Here is a 13,622-nt window from a genome sequence, read left to right as displayed (position 1 = left end):
ATTTATTTCAAATAAATTGCCTGGATCCATCTCCCAAATTGATACGATAAGCGCTTATCACTTCAGAGCTCGCTGATATACTGATCCATTGAACGAAACAGGAGAAAGACCATCGCTACTAATACCTTACCTGACATCCACGTCAACAGCCGTCACCGTCCCTTAGTCCTCACCGCCTGCATGCTGTCAATGTTTATGGCGGCGGTAGAAGTGACCATTGTTGCCACTGCGATGCCAAGTATTATTGCAGAACTTGGTGGTTTTTCGCTGCTTGGCTGGGTGTTCGCCATTTATTTGCTGACCCAGGCTATCACTGTGCCTATCTACGGCCGATTGGCGGACCTTTACGGCTGTAGAAAAATGTTTTTTATTGGCACGTTTCTTTTTTTGACCGGTTCCGTGCTGTGTGGATTCGCGCCTTCATTGGTGTGGATGATTGCCTTCCGCGCGTTGCAGGGGTTGGGTGCTGGGGCTATTACTCCGGTAGCAACAACCCTGATTGCCAACATTTATGGTCCTCATGAGCGAGCAAAAGCACAGGGGTATCTTGCCAGCGTGTGGGGCGTTTCTGCGATTATCGGCCCTCTGCTGGGCGCGTTTATCGTGCAGCATTTTCACTGGTCAATAGTATTTTGGATTAACTTACCCATTGGCGTTGTGGCGATGATCATTTTGGCGCGCTATTTACCCGCTGAAGAAACCAAAAAACAGCACGCATTGGATATGGCGGGCACCGTTTTGCTTTCAACTGCCGTTGCCGCACTGCTGCTTGCGCTGTTGCAGGCCGAGACTTTTGGTTATTACTCGTTGCTGCTGGTTGGCGTGGCGGTGCTGGCTACACTGCTGCTTATTCGACAAGAGCGCAGGGCGCCAGAACCGCTGTTTCCGTTAACACTGTGGCAAAACAAAGTCGTTGTTGCCGGCAACATTGGCGGATTGGTCATTGGTGCAAGCATGATGGGGATTAGCGCTTTTTTACCCACCTATGTGCAGGGCGTTCTTGGCGGATCACCGCTTCAGGCGGGCACTACGCTGGCGCTGATGTCGATTGGCTGGCCCTTAGCCAGCACGCTTAGCGGCAATTTAATGCAGGCCACCTCGTATCGATTTACCGTCATGCTTGGTGCGCTGCTTTTAGTGGCGGGTAGCCTGTCGCTATTGATGTTAACAGCAGACTCAGGATTGGCGTGGGCGAGATGCGCTTCATTTATGATTGGAGCCGGAATGGGGTTGTGCAACACTACGTTTTTAGTCTCTGTGCAGAACTCGGTAGAAGCTTCGGTGCGCGGTATCGCAACCGCATCTACGCTGTTCACCCGTATGCTTGGCTCTGCGCTGGGCACGGCGATACTAGGAGCAACGCTGAATCTTAATTTGCAGCACCGCTTACCCACGCTCAGTGATCCAGTACAAACGTTGATGGATAAACCGCTGAGGCAGCAACTATCCACCGGTCAATTAGGCCATATTATTGAGCAGGTCTCAGCGTCTCTGCATTGGGTATTTATTCTTGCGGCGGCAATATCGATATTCGCACTGGCTGCAGCACTGCTTATTCCAGCAGGCCAGCGGCCGGTGCAAAGCAAAAAGTAATTTCACTGGTTACCTCGGCCTTTTATCAAAAGCATTATCAGGAAGAAAAAAATGCACACCAGCCAGCCTATTATTAAGTTGGTAAGCCGTAATAGAAAAATATTGTTAACCTTTTTGGTGGGGATACTGGTCACCTTGCCTTTATTGACCCACAAAGTTTACTACCAAGATGATTATTATCGCATCATGGGGGGCAGTGGAAGTTATTGGCTCAGTAACGGCAGACCCATAACTTGGCTATTAAATGAGTTACTCAGATTCAGCTCAATCATAAATGACGTTTCCCCGCTGCCGCTGCTGCTGGGACTGGGGTCTCTGGCGGTGGCCAGCGTCATTTATGTCGAAAAACTGGAGTTGCCCCTCAAGGGGTACTGGCCCTTGGTGCCAGCACAGTTTATGACTCTCAATCCGTTCCTTGCGCAGTCGATGCTCTTCTCCTACGATTCGATGACGATGCTGCTTGCAGTCGCCTTAGCGATGATTGCCAGTCTGTCGTTGAGTCTTTCTAGAATAAAACACCTACTGCTGACTACGGCGCTGCTGCTAATAACGATGATGACCTATCAGACAGGGTTAAATATTTATATCGGCTGCGTAGTTATAATGACGGTGAGCCTGTGGAGCCGACAACAAAATTCGCTCAAATTCTTGAGTGACAAGTTTTTTGCCTGTGTTGCGGCGGTACTGGTTTATAAATTTGTTATCGTTAACCTGCTGCCCACTGATGAATACAGTCTGCAACACAGTAAAATAGTGGCATTAGGCCCAGACATGCTGCCTATTCTTTCGCGAAATATAGTTCAATTCTTTGACCTGTATATGAGTGCTTTTCCAGGACTCAGAGTCTTGCTGATTGTTCTTCCATTGGCCACCTTATTCGTGGGATTGCTAAGACTATTTTTAACAACTCTGCGTCGACCGATCATCACTGCGAGATTTAGAGTGGCCAGCGGTTTGTTGCTTTTAGCCGCACCGGTCGTTGTTATCGCCACCGTTTCAGGGCTTTCAACCATTTTGGCGAGTCCGGTATTTGTTCCACGCGTCATTATTGCCTCCAGCTGCCTGTTTTTGTTCTGCTTCTACGTAAGCATTAAGGCATTCCCCTCGGTAAGCCATCTTACGGCAGGCTTATACTGCGTGCCGCTACTCTATTTCATGGTGATGATGATCTCCTGCTTTAATACGGCAGTAAACACCCAGAACTATACGATAAATGTCATTCAACAGATTAAAGCCGACCTGTCTCATATATCGCAGGATGAAGCCACCAGTCTCGCTTTTATCGGTCAACTTGGCCCATCGCCAGACGTCCAGCCGAGCCTGCGTGCTTTTCCGTTGATTGGTATTATTCAGTTGCCCATGCTGGTCGAATCTTACTCGTGGGGCTATTACCCGCTGTTTTGGGGGCAAAATATCAGAATGGCGTTCAGCAATACCACGCCTGAGATGAAAGCTTTTAAGCCTGAACGTTATCTGGCCCAGAGCTGTGATTATCGTTTGTTTATTTACCAGAAAACGGCGGTGTTTGATTTACGTGACGGGTGCCCACCAGCAAGCGATGGCAGGCGTTAAGCGCTAGACCAACCAAATCTGCGATATTACATAAAAAAAGGGCCTAAGCTGTACAGCTTAGGCCCTGCATTACATTTTAAAGATAATTATTGTGCTGTTGCGTCCTGACTGGTGCCGGTTTTCGGGCTTGAAGTGGTGTCATCAGAGCCGTCAGACGTTTTGCTATAGACGATTTTTTGCGTGTCGTTATCACAGTGGCCGACCACTTGACCACTGGCCTTATCGGCCTGGTCATTAGCGACGATGTCTAGTTTAAAACCAGACTCCGGCAACCCATTTGCCACAATTTTCTTGGTGATATCAGCTTTAACGCTGTCACATGAGGCCATGGCAGCCAGTGGAGACAGGGTTAACAAAGTTAGTCCAATCAACAAAGTCTTTTTCATAATGACGTCCTTTTAAAAAGATTGTATGCAAAGTTTAGCAGTGAACTGCAATCTATTGACTACGGCAATTAACAACAACGTAAATTAGCTAATAATAAATTAAGGCGCCATTAGCTGTGTGCCGGTGCGGCGGTCAAGGCAGCGCTGGGTGGTAGGTTCCCAATAAGCATTCACATTCTGGCTGGCATTGCATCTATCGCGCAGGTCAACGGAACGATCATACTTGGCGTTGTCTTTTTCCTGACGATTAATCTTCTGATCGCGCAGTGTACGAGTGGCGTTCCATTGCTCTTTGCTTTGGCGCGCTTCTTCATTGCTCATCGCATTATTGCCGTTACCGCCAAACACACAGGTACCGCCTGCACAGTTGGTTTCGGCATGGGCAGCAACTTGCCAGGTACCTGAAAGCACCAGCAGAGCGACAGGCAACATGCGGCGCAGCAATCGAGACATAACTGTTGTATTCATTTGCTCATCCTTATAGGTTTACACATCGCTAGCGCGATTACTGAAATTATACCACCCTGACTGCATACGTCACCTAAAGTCGGGAAGACGGTTTATATACGATTGAACTAATGGAGTTAGTCTTACCCTAATGTTTAAAACGACGCTGCTGTTTTTTGTCACCGCACTGGCCGAAATTATTGGCTGCTATCTGCCTTATCTCTGGTTACGCAGGGGGGGAAACATATTGCTATTGCTGCCTGCGGCGGCAAGTCTGGCGCTTTTTGTCTGGTTGCTGACACTGCATCCTGCTGCCAGCGGGCGTGTTTATGCCGCCTATGGTGGCGTTTACGTGATGACCGCGCTGCTGTGGTTACGCTATGTTGACGGGGCTAAACTGGCTACCACGGATTGGGTGGGGGCGATCGTGGCCTTGGCCGGTATGCTGATCATTATTTCTGGTTGGAAATCCTACTGATCCATTGATTTAAAAAAGGGCACCCAATTAGGATGCCCTATACCGAGAGTGCCGCTCAAAGCGACATTACTCGTCGCGGTGAACGCGCAGCCCGGCTAATGATTGGCTGACTGGCATCATCTCGATTGAGTTGATGTTAACGTGTGCAGGTAGCGTAGAGGTCCAGAACACGGATTCAGCCACGTCTTCTGCGGTCAACGGGTTGGTTTTGTCATAAGTCTGACCGACCTTGGTATTGTCCCCTTTAAAACGCACGTTCGAGAACTCGGTGCCGCCGCACAGGCCCGGTTCAATATTAGTGACGCGTACTTTAGTGCCAAACAGGTCGGTACGCAGGTTAAGGCTAAATTGACGCACAAATGCCTTAGTCGCTCCATAAACGTTACCGCCAGAGTAAGGCCAGTTACCGGCAGTCGATCCTATATTGATCACATGACCCACGTTTCGTTCAACCATTCCCGGCAATACGGCGCGAGTAACATAGACGAGACCTTTGGTATTGGTGTCGATCATAGTTTCCCAATCATCCAGCGACGCTTTGTCGGCGGTTTCCAGACCCAGAGCCAAACCGGCGTTGTTGACCAACACATCAATTTTTTGCCATTCGGCAGGTAATGAGGCGATAGCCTGTTCAATAGAGGTGCGATCGGTAACGTCCAGTTGCGTCACATACAGCGCATCGCCAAGCTCGGCTTTTAAATCCGCTAAACGTTCTTTACGACGGCCCGTGGCGATCACCTGATGTCCAGCATTAACAAATTTACGTGCGATAGCGGCACCAAATCCGGCTGTTGCGCCGGTTACAAAAACGATCATCTCTGATTTCCTTAAAATAATAAGCCCTGCGCACAGGGCAAAGATAACGACACAAGCTTGTGATTATTAATAACACAGGATGAATGAGGGCGGCTATCCCTGCTTCATCCTTGGCGATATTACGAAGCGACTTTTTTCTTTTGGCGTATTTCATCGCCGTCCGTAGCCCTGAGCGTCAGACTGTCAAACATGCCCAGCAGGGCGAAACATCCCACGATAATAAACGCCAGATGAAAGCTGCCCAGCGAAGTGCCACTGTTTGCCGCCGGTTCAACGTGCTCGGCAATGCGCAGCGCCAGTGCGCCAATGGCGATCCCCAGACCCGAAGAGAGCTGCTGAGCGGTATTAAACAGCGTATTGGCGCCGCCCATTTGTGCACTGGGTACCTGTGAAAAGGCCAGCGTATTGATGGCCGTAAACTGCATCGAGCGCGTCATGCCGCTAACAAACAGCAAGACGAAGGTCAAACTCGTTGGCACCGAAGGCGTCAGAAACGCACAGGCGAAAATAGTCAGTGCATTCAGAAATCCATTGACCACTAAAATACTTCTAAACGGAAAACGGAACAGAATGGCTGAGGTAAAAGGCTTCATAGCCAAATTACCGGCAAACACCGACAGCACCAGCAAGCCGGCATTAAAAGCAGTCATACCGTAGCCGAGCTGGAACAATAACGGCAGTAAGAAGGGCAATGAACTAATCGCAATGCGGAACAATGAACCACCAATTATTGTTACGCCGTAACTTTTTATTTTCATCGCCACCATTGGCAGCAGTGGATGCGCCGAATTTAATGAGTGTTTAACCGCAAATATTCCAACCGCCAGGCTACCAATAACGCAAAACGAGGGCAGCCAGTAGCTGGCACCGGATTTGTTAAACAGATCCAGTCCAAACATTAACCCCAGACAGGCAACGCCAGTAAGAATGAAACCCGCCACGTCGAAAGGCACGCCTTTTTCTCCCTTTTCGTTAGGGATAAGTTTTATGCTTAGCAAAAGGGCAATAATACCGAGCGGCACGTTGAGAATAAAAATCCAGTGCCACGAGGCGTAAGTGGTGATAAATCCGCCCAGCGGCGGCCCGAGGATCGGGGCAACCAGACCTGGCCAGGTAATGGTGGCAATCGCCTTGATCAAATCACCCTTGGCGGTATTTCGCAGTACCACCAGCTTGCCGACCGGCACCATCAATGCACCAGAAAATCCTTGCAGCATACGGGCTGCGGTGAAAGTGGGCAGGCTGGTGCTCATGGCACACAGCACGGAAGAGAGAGTAAATAAGATAATCGCCAGTGAGAAAATGGTCCGCGTCCCAAAGCGATTGGCGATCCAGCCGCTGGCGGGAATAAACACCGTCAAGGTTAATATATAGGCTGAAACACCGATATTTAAGTCGATCGCATGCACGCCAAATGCTTCTGCCATCTTGGGCAGTGCGGTGACGATAACCGTGGCATCGAGGTTTTCCATAAAAATGGCGCCTGCAACGAGCAGGGGTAAACCATAGCCGCCAGGAAGTGAAAGTTGTTTCATTGGCATAGCGCCTGAATATAAAGGAAAGCCTCTGACCTGAACATGAATAAGTCCCTGAATAATAGCTGTAATAGTGCTTAGCTTTTGCTTAATAGTGAAAAAAGAAAGGCGAAAAATCAAGAATTGAGCATAGCGCATCAGAGGAAGGGATCAACCGCTGGACTGTGACATATCGTGTGATAGGTCCAGCGGCCGAGTGTTAACTTTCTTGTAAACGGCTCCCAGTTTCGGCGTCAAACAGATGAATACCTTCACTGCGGGCCTCAAGGCTCAGTGGGGCATCAACAGTTACGCGCGCACGACCTGCACACTGAACGTGAACGGGGAACCCGCTCCAGTCGATATGCATCAAGCTGCTTTCGCCAGTCACCTCCAGTAGCCGCAAAGTCGCCGTGGGCTGAGTACTGTGCTCGACCAAGTGGATATCGTGCGGACGCAGACCCAGCGTAACGGGTTTACCCGCTGATTGCTGCGCACTTTCTCGCCATTTATCCGGCAGCGGGAACCATAGATTTTCGCACTGCACGCCCTGGAGTCCATTCTTCTCGCTGAACGCGCCGTTAAACAGATTCATTGGCGGAGAGCCAATAAAACGCGCAACAAAGGTATTCACCGGGCGGTCGTAAATCTCCAGCGGTTCTCCCTGCTGCACAATAAATCCGTCTTTCATTACCACGATGCAGTCGGCCAGCGTCATGGCCTCAATCTGATCGTGGGTGACATAGACCGTGGTGGTACGAAACTGCTGATGCACCGATTTGATTTCAGCGCGCAGCTCCATTCTCAGCTGTGCATCCAGATTGGATAACGGTTCGTCAAACAGAAAAACCTTCGGGCTGCGCACCAGCGCACGTCCCATTGCCACGCGCTGACGCTGACCACCCGAGAGATCTTTAGGCAGCCGTTTGAGCAAGTGGTCAATCCCTAAAACCTTGGCGGCCTGCAACACTTTGGTTTGCTGCTCGGCCTTAGGCACGCGCTTTACCTGCATATGAAACGCCATATTCTCGGCCACTGTCAGGTGCGGATACAGCGCATAACTTTGGAACACCATGGCGATGTCACGGTCCGCGGGGTCGAGATTATTAATCTGTTTGCTATCAAGCAAAATATCGCCGTCAGACACTGACTCTAAGCCGGCCAACAGGCGAAGCAGGGTCGATTTACCGCATCCAGAGGGTCCAACCAGTACGGTAAAACTGCCGTCATTAATCGTCAGGTCGAGCGGTTTAAGCACCTGCTGCCTGCCATAGTTTTTAGCGACTTTAACCAGTTCAACGCTTGCCATTTAGTGTACCTCCCGTGAGGTGGCCGATGAGGATTGAGCGAAAAGTGTTTGCCAGTCAGGATATTGACGTGGTGAGCTGCTAATAGCTGCACTGGCAACGCGAATACCCCAGTGCAGCGCCGTTGCGGTGTCTAATCCGTAAACCAGCGCCGAAAGGTAACCGGCGTTAAAGCTGTCGCCCGCACCAATGGTATCCACCACCTCAATGGCTTCAGCCGTGACATAAAGGTGCGTCTCATCCGACCAGCAGTGTGCGCCGTCGGGGCCGCATTTAATGATACAGTTCGCATTGGCTGCCATCTCCGACAGCAATTTTTCAGCGGCGGCAGGCAGGCTGTCACAGCCGCTGAGCCCCAAGCTTTCTACTTCATTGAGCAGCAAGGCGTCGCAGTAGGGTAGCCACGGGGAAATCTGCTCGCGGAGGGCGTCACTCCAGTCCTGTGGCGGCCAGCCAGTATCGACCGCGACCTGATAACCGCGATTTTTAAGCTCAGCCAGCAGTGCCGGATACTGTGTAAACAGTGCGGTACACAAAAAAGTGCCACACAGCAGTACCCAATCGCCAGGGCGGGCTACCTGCGGCAGCTGTTGCAGCACATCTTCCATACTCAGGCGAACTATATGCCCTTGATTACTAAAGAAGGTCCGCTCATGATCGGGGTGTGTCACGCCAAAGGTCAGTGAGGTTTCACAGGCGTACTGCGGCCACTGCGCCGCACTGGTTGAAAACATCTCCGCCAGCCAGGGCGTAAACTGGTCATTGCCCTGATTAGCAACCAAACGGTGGGGCGTATCCAGCGCCGCCAGCGCCAACGCACAGTTTCCCGCCGAGCCACCAGGGCGCAGAGAACTGCTTTCAAGCATGGCTTCTGTGCCTTTTTGCGGCCATTGGTCGAGCGTGCTCATGATTAAATCAACATTCAGGTTACCCACCACATACAGCTGGGCCTGGGTTTCAGGTTTTTTCATACGACTCTCTGTTATCTGTGCGGGTAAACTTAGCCTTTACTGCCGCCGCTGGTTAAACCGCTGACCAAGGTTTTTTGCAGCCACAGGGCAATAAATAGCGGAGGAACGGCGGCCAGAATACCGACTGCGGCAATCAGGCCGTCGTCCGTTGCGCGTCCGGCGGTAAAGCCAGCGATGGTAACTGGCAGCGTCTGGGCATCAATGTTGTTGGTAAATAGCAGCGCATAGAAGAATTCATCCCACGCCAGCAGCCAGCCAAACATCGCCGAAGCCCCGAGCGCGGGTTTTGCCAGCGGCAGGGTAATACGCAATAAAACCTGCCAAAAGCGCAGCCCGTCTAAACGCGCAGCCTGTTCAATATCCAGCGGCAGTGAATCGAACTGGTTTTTAAGCATCCAAGTCAGAAACGGCAGGATCATTGAGCAATAGACCAAAATCAGCCCTAGGTGAGTGTTGAGCAGGCTGATTTGTTCGAGAATAAAGTACAGCGGCAGCACAAAGGCCACCGGCGGCACCATATAAATGGCCAGACTGCCGTAAAGCCAGCCGTCACGGCCGGGATAACGGGAAAAGCTAAACGCCGCCGGTATCGCCAGCAGTAACGAAATCACCGTAGCACCACAGGCAACCAGCAGACTGTTGGCCAACGCGTGCAGGAAAAGCGCACCGGGCTGACCGGCCTGCAGCGTGAGCAAACTGGCATAACGACTAAAGTCGAGATGCGGCGGGATCCACCTGAGAGGTATACGCGCCAAGTCAGTGCTTGAACTGACACTCATCAAAAACAGCCACAGCATCGGCGCCAAAATGGTGACAGCAAGGAACAGGGCGGCCAGATAGAGCAACACCGTCCGGATTTGTTTTTTCATTCACTGGCTCCCTGTTTGCGCTGGCGAAGCAGCATCAGCATATAAACGGCAATCAACAGTGCGCAGATAAGGGTCATTAGCACTGCGTAGGCTGCACCGCTGCCTGCTCGCAAATAGCTGAAAGACTCCTGATAGACGAAAAAGCTGACCGTTTTGGTACTGTCCAACGGGCCGCCGCGGGTCATGACATAAATAATGTCGAAGACTTTAAACGCGTCGATGGTGCGCAGAATCAGTGCCACCGCCAGCGGTGCCGCAATAGCAGGCAGGGTGATCGCTCGAAAACGACGCCAAGCAGAGGCGCCGTCGAGGCGAGCTGCTTCAAACAAATCCTCCGGAATGGTCTGTAATGCCGCCAGCGTTAACAGCGTGACCAGCGGATAGTTTTTCCAGATATCTGCAAGCATGACAGCATTGATCGCCGAGTCAGGTGAGCCGAGCCAGCTGCGATAATGGTCAATAATGCCCAATTGAGTCAGCAAGGCATTAATGCTGCCATAGTCAGGGTTGAAATTAAGCCGCCACATGGTGGCATTGACGATGGTCGGCAGCGCCCACGGCAAAATAACCAGCACGCGCAGCGCACTGCGTCCCCAAAATTTCTGATTCAGCAGTAGCGCAACCAGAACCCCGATAATTCCTTCAAAAATCACCGACACGAAGGTGAAATAGAGCGTGCGCCAAAGGGCCGCCCGAAAATCAGGATCCGTCAGGGCATAAATAAAATTGTCTGACCCTACCCAGGCGGGTGACGTTCCGTCACCGATCAGTCCTGCATCGGTGAAGCTGAGCCAAAGGGTGCGGACCAGCGGCCAAGCAGTTAGCAAAAACATCATCACCAGCATGGGTGCTAACAGCACCCATGCCTGACGACGCTCACGTTGTGGCAAACTGAGCATTGTCATTCCTTAACGTAAACGGTCTGCACTTTGGGTCGCAGCGGCCATCGCATCGGTAGCCGACGCTTTGCCCTGCAAAACGCTTTGCAGGTTTTGTTGCAGGATGGTCGAAAGCTGAGAGTAGGAAGGGGTGACCGGACGTGACAGCATCACGTTTAATGAGGTTTTGGCCGCCGCAATCAGAGGCTCCTGATCTTTCTGCACCGCCGGGTCATCATACGAGGACTTCCAGATTGGCAGGCTCAGCTTGGCGTATTTATCCTGCACCTGTTGGGACGTCATATATGTGATGTATTCCCAGGCTTCATTAGCGTGGGCGCTGGCTTTGGCAATGCCGAGGCCCATCGAGCCGTTAACGCCTGATGCACCGCCAGCGGTTGCGCCCGGCGCAGGCACCACGCCCACGTCACCGGCAACTTTGCTCTGTTTAGGATCGTTAGCCATGTTGTACATATAGGTCCAGTTCAGGGCAAACGCCGCGTCGCCGTTAGAGAACGACTTGCGCACGTCCTCTTCAAGATATTCGCGTGAGTTAGGGTTGGTCAGGCCTTTATCCAGCGTCTCTTTCATATAATCCACGGCTTTCATCGCGCCAGAATTAGTGAAGTTAAGCTTGCCGCCCTGATAGAAATCGCCTTTGAACGCCGAAACCAGCGTGGTGTAATCGCAAATCAGTGCTTCAGACTGTGACCAACTCCAAACCAGCGGATACTTCACGATATTCTTTTGCTTGAGAATTTCCGACTGCTGCTCAACTTCCTGCCAGGTTTTAGGTGGGGCAGTGATACCGGCTTTGGCCAGCATGGCTTTGTTGTAATAGAGGTATTTGGTGTCGAGGATCCACGGCATGCCCCAGCGTTTGTCTTTATAGGTCACGGTTGAGATAGCGCCGTCAAAGATTTTGCCTGCTTCGTCTTTGCTGATGCGGGAAGAGACGTCTTGAAGCAAACCAAACTTGGTGAACTCCGCAGGCCAGATGGCATCGAAAAGCACGACGTCATAACCTTTATCACCGGCACCGCGTGCGGCGACAATTTTGTCGTGCAGCGCCTCGTAGGGCACAAACTCGAGGTTTACTTTGATATCAGGATGCGCCTTGGTGAAGTCGGCGGTCATCGCGCGAATATCGCTTTCACTGTAGGCAGCCTGGGTCATGAAAAGGGCGCTGAGGGTGGTTTCTGCCAGTGCGTTTGCCGAGTAGCCAAAGGCGAGGGCAGAAAGCACGCACAGTGTCGTGGCAGGGCGTAATCTCTTGATCATCATCTCTCTCCGGTTAGTGCTGGGTAGGTGTTAATTCATTAAATCAATTTGATTGCTTTAATAGGGGGCAAAAAAATGGACCCACTATCACCTTGAGCATCCGTGCGCCATAAATCTCGTGCTGTACTACCTTTCACTAATAAGTAACATACTTTTAACACTCGGCGCTGTGATGCCTGCTGCATTAATAAAATCAATTTGATTGCTTTAATCGCTGGCAGCATACTGTTTGCAAGCTTTCCCTTGGTGCATAGGCAGTTATGACAACTTCTGGAACTAATCTTGAACATGCTCGTGCGCACAATCGTCGCGTCGTCATTGAAGCCATACGGCTTAATGGTGAACTCACGCGGGCAGAAATCGCACGTCTCACTTCTTTAACGCCGCAAACCGTATCCAACATCGCTAACGAGCTTGAGCAGGCAGGTATTCTGTCTTCTCATTTGCCCCGTCGCGGCGGTGGCCGAGGGCAACCTGCAACGCCACTGACCCTCAATCCCGACAGCGCCTACTCGATTGGTATTCACCTCGACCATCAATCGCTGGTCGTGGTGTTGGTCGACCTAAAGGGTAAAGTGCGCTTTCGCCGCCTTGTTCTGGTGCAAAAACCGCAGCCGGAACCAACGTTGCAATGCATCGAGCAAATACTGCAAGAAATGCGCCAAGAATTAGGCGGCGAGAATAATAAAATTGACTGGCGGAAGATGCTGGGCATCGGCATTGTGATGCCCGGTCCGTTTGGAGTGGAAGGGCTTTCCTCTCTCGGGCCCACCACGTTGCACGGCTGGGATAATATTGACGTTGAGAGCAGACTGAGTGCGGCGACCGGTTGGCCGGTAACGCTTGAAAATGACGCGACGGTAGCGGCCATTGGCGAACGTTTTCACGGCGTGGCCAAACAGCTCAACTCGTTTGTCTACCTGTATATCGGCACCGGACTCGGGGCAGGGATTTTTACCGACGGCAGAATTTATACCGGCCATGCACACAATGCGGGCGAGATTGGACATATGGTGGTGCAACCGGGCGGGCGCGCCTGCTACTGCGGCAATAACGGCTGTCTGGAACGTTACCTGTCACTGCAGGCGGCATATGAAGGCTGCGGCCTCGACCCCATTTCTGCCATGCCGGAAGATTTGCTGGCGGTAGACCCAGGGCTGTTTGATCAATGGCTAGACACGGTAATTGAGCCGACCTGCCAGGCAATTAACATTATGGAATGTGTGTTTGACGCTGAGTGTGTGATTATCGGCGGTATGATGCCGCAAGAGCTGGTTGAGCGTTTGATGAAAAAACTGACGCCGCTTTACAGCTCGGTGCGTAGCCGCTATCCCTATGGAATGCGTCTGCGCATGGGCATGACAGGGATTGATACCCCGGCGCTAGGTGCAGCCGCGTTGCCCATTTTTGACGAGTTTAATCCGCAGTATGAAGTGTTGTTGAAATAGGGGCTAAGTTGACTGTTTGAGAGTAAATACCACCCACGCCGTGGTTTACATCGAGAAGATCG

General features: G+C 51.5%; 13 protein-coding genes. 4 read left to right on the top strand and 9 right to left on the bottom strand.

The annotated features are described in order from the left end of the window. Nucleotides 1–135 precede the first annotated feature (135 nt). Nucleotides 136–1,593 (top strand): MDR family MFS transporter, encoded by a 1,458-nt coding sequence (locus tag BS639_RS06455; RefSeq protein WP_267893480.1) that lies wholly within the window; start codon nucleotides 136–138, stop codon nucleotides 1,591–1,593. Between the two features lie 51 nt (nucleotides 1,594–1,644). Continuing rightward, complete coding sequence (locus tag BS639_RS06450; RefSeq protein WP_084982595.1) at nucleotides 1,645–3,165, top strand: glucosyltransferase domain-containing protein; 1,521 nt, start codon at nucleotides 1,645–1,647, stop codon at nucleotides 3,163–3,165. Between the two features lie 86 nt (nucleotides 3,166–3,251). On the opposite strand, the gene BS639_RS06445 is transcribed toward BS639_RS06450, so the two are convergent. Both BS639_RS06445 and BS639_RS06440 read right to left on the bottom strand, forming a co-directional pair. Next, a complete protein-coding gene (locus tag BS639_RS06445; RefSeq protein WP_055772313.1) occupies nucleotides 3,252–3,551 on the bottom strand; it encodes a DUF1161 domain-containing protein in 300 nt (99 codons plus the stop codon). Between the two features lie 99 nt (nucleotides 3,552–3,650). Beyond that, a complete protein-coding gene (locus tag BS639_RS06440) occupies nucleotides 3,651–4,019 on the bottom strand; it encodes a DUF1283 family protein (RefSeq protein ID WP_055772310.1) in 369 nt (122 codons plus the stop codon). A gap of 130 nt (nucleotides 4,020–4,149) precedes the next feature. On the opposite strand from BS639_RS06440, the gene BS639_RS06435 reads away from it, so the two are divergent. After that, complete coding sequence (locus tag BS639_RS06435; RefSeq protein ID WP_055772307.1) at nucleotides 4,150–4,476, top strand: YnfA family protein; 327 nt, start codon at nucleotides 4,150–4,152, stop codon at nucleotides 4,474–4,476. Between the two features lie 66 nt (nucleotides 4,477–4,542). On the opposite strand, the gene ydfG is transcribed toward BS639_RS06435, so the two are convergent. From ydfG to BS639_RS06400, 7 genes are all read right to left on the bottom strand, one after another. Continuing rightward, the gene (gene ydfG / locus BS639_RS06430) at nucleotides 4,543–5,292 is read right to left on the bottom strand and encodes a bifunctional NADP-dependent 3-hydroxy acid dehydrogenase/3-hydroxypropionate dehydrogenase YdfG (protein ID WP_084982593.1); all 750 of its coding nucleotides are present in this window, start codon (nucleotides 5,290–5,292) and stop codon (nucleotides 4,543–4,545) included. A gap of 119 nt (nucleotides 5,293–5,411) precedes the next feature. Further along, nucleotides 5,412–6,827, bottom strand: a complete 1,416-nt coding sequence (locus BS639_RS06425) for an MFS transporter (RefSeq protein WP_084982591.1) — start codon at nucleotides 6,825–6,827, stop codon at nucleotides 5,412–5,414. Between the two features lie 199 nt (nucleotides 6,828–7,026). Next, nucleotides 7,027–8,115, bottom strand: coding sequence for an ABC transporter ATP-binding protein (locus BS639_RS06420; RefSeq protein WP_055772298.1), 1,089 nt, complete (start codon nucleotides 8,113–8,115; stop codon nucleotides 7,027–7,029). Continuing rightward, nucleotides 8,116–9,084, bottom strand: a complete 969-nt coding sequence (locus BS639_RS06415; RefSeq protein WP_084982590.1) for a carbohydrate kinase family protein — start codon at nucleotides 9,082–9,084, stop codon at nucleotides 8,116–8,118. It lies immediately after the preceding gene. Between the two features lie 29 nt (nucleotides 9,085–9,113). Further along, nucleotides 9,114–9,953 carry a carbohydrate ABC transporter permease gene (locus tag BS639_RS06410; RefSeq protein WP_055772292.1) on the bottom strand — a complete coding sequence of 280 codons (840 nt, stop codon included), beginning with the start codon at nucleotides 9,951–9,953 and terminating at the stop codon, nucleotides 9,114–9,116. Beyond that, nucleotides 9,950–10,852: a carbohydrate ABC transporter permease gene (locus BS639_RS06405; protein ID WP_055772289.1), complete on the bottom strand. Its 903-nt coding sequence runs from the start codon at nucleotides 10,850–10,852 to the stop codon at nucleotides 9,950–9,952. Before BS639_RS06405 ends, BS639_RS06410 begins: the two co-directional genes overlap by 4 nt. 9 nt (nucleotides 10,853–10,861) lie before the next feature. Further along, nucleotides 10,862–12,112 (bottom strand): extracellular solute-binding protein, encoded by a 1,251-nt coding sequence (locus tag BS639_RS06400; RefSeq protein ID WP_055772286.1) that lies wholly within the window; start codon nucleotides 12,110–12,112, stop codon nucleotides 10,862–10,864. Between the two features lie 260 nt (nucleotides 12,113–12,372). On the opposite strand from BS639_RS06400, the gene BS639_RS06395 reads away from it, so the two are divergent. Beyond that, complete coding sequence (locus BS639_RS06395; RefSeq protein WP_084982588.1) at nucleotides 12,373–13,560, top strand: ROK family transcriptional regulator; 1,188 nt, start codon at nucleotides 12,373–12,375, stop codon at nucleotides 13,558–13,560. The last annotated feature ends 62 nt before the right edge of the window (nucleotides 13,561–13,622 follow it).

The organism is Rouxiella silvae, assembly GCF_002093625.1.
Classification (GTDB): domain Bacteria; phylum Pseudomonadota; class Gammaproteobacteria; order Enterobacterales; family Enterobacteriaceae; genus Rouxiella; species Rouxiella silvae.
The sequence above is the reverse complement of the archived record's forward strand: the minus strand, read 5'-3'. Positions and strand labels throughout refer to the sequence as shown.

Coding starts and splice junctions, on each gene's coding strand:
- BS639_RS06450 (WP_084982595.1), top strand. CDS start 1,645: ATGCACACCAGCCAGCCTATTATTAAGTTGGTAAGCCGTAATAGAAAA.
- BS639_RS06445 (WP_055772313.1), bottom strand. CDS start 3,551: ATGAAAAAGACTTTGTTGATTGGACTAACTTTGTTAACCCTGTCTCCA.
- BS639_RS06440 (WP_055772310.1), bottom strand. CDS start 4,019: ATGAATACAACAGTTATGTCTCGATTGCTGCGCCGCATGTTGCCTGTC.
- BS639_RS06435 (WP_055772307.1), top strand. CDS start 4,150: ATGTTTAAAACGACGCTGCTGTTTTTTGTCACCGCACTGGCCGAAATT.
- ydfG (WP_084982593.1), bottom strand. CDS start 5,292: ATGATCGTTTTTGTAACCGGCGCAACAGCCGGATTTGGTGCCGCTATC.
- BS639_RS06425 (WP_084982591.1), bottom strand. CDS start 6,827: ATGAAACAACTTTCACTTCCTGGCGGCTATGGTTTACCCCTGCTCGTT.
- BS639_RS06420 (WP_055772298.1), bottom strand. CDS start 8,115: ATGGCAAGCGTTGAACTGGTTAAAGTCGCTAAAAACTATGGCAGGCAG.
- BS639_RS06415 (WP_084982590.1), bottom strand. CDS start 9,084: ATGAAAAAACCTGAAACCCAGGCCCAGCTGTATGTGGTGGGTAACCTG.
- BS639_RS06410 (WP_055772292.1), bottom strand. CDS start 9,953: ATGAAAAAACAAATCCGGACGGTGTTGCTCTATCTGGCCGCCCTGTTC.
- BS639_RS06405 (WP_055772289.1), bottom strand. CDS start 10,852: ATGCTCAGTTTGCCACAACGTGAGCGTCGTCAGGCATGGGTGCTGTTA.
- BS639_RS06400 (WP_055772286.1), bottom strand. CDS start 12,112: ATGATCAAGAGATTACGCCCTGCCACGACACTGTGCGTGCTTTCTGCC.
- BS639_RS06395 (WP_084982588.1), top strand. CDS start 12,373: ATGACAACTTCTGGAACTAATCTTGAACATGCTCGTGCGCACAATCGT.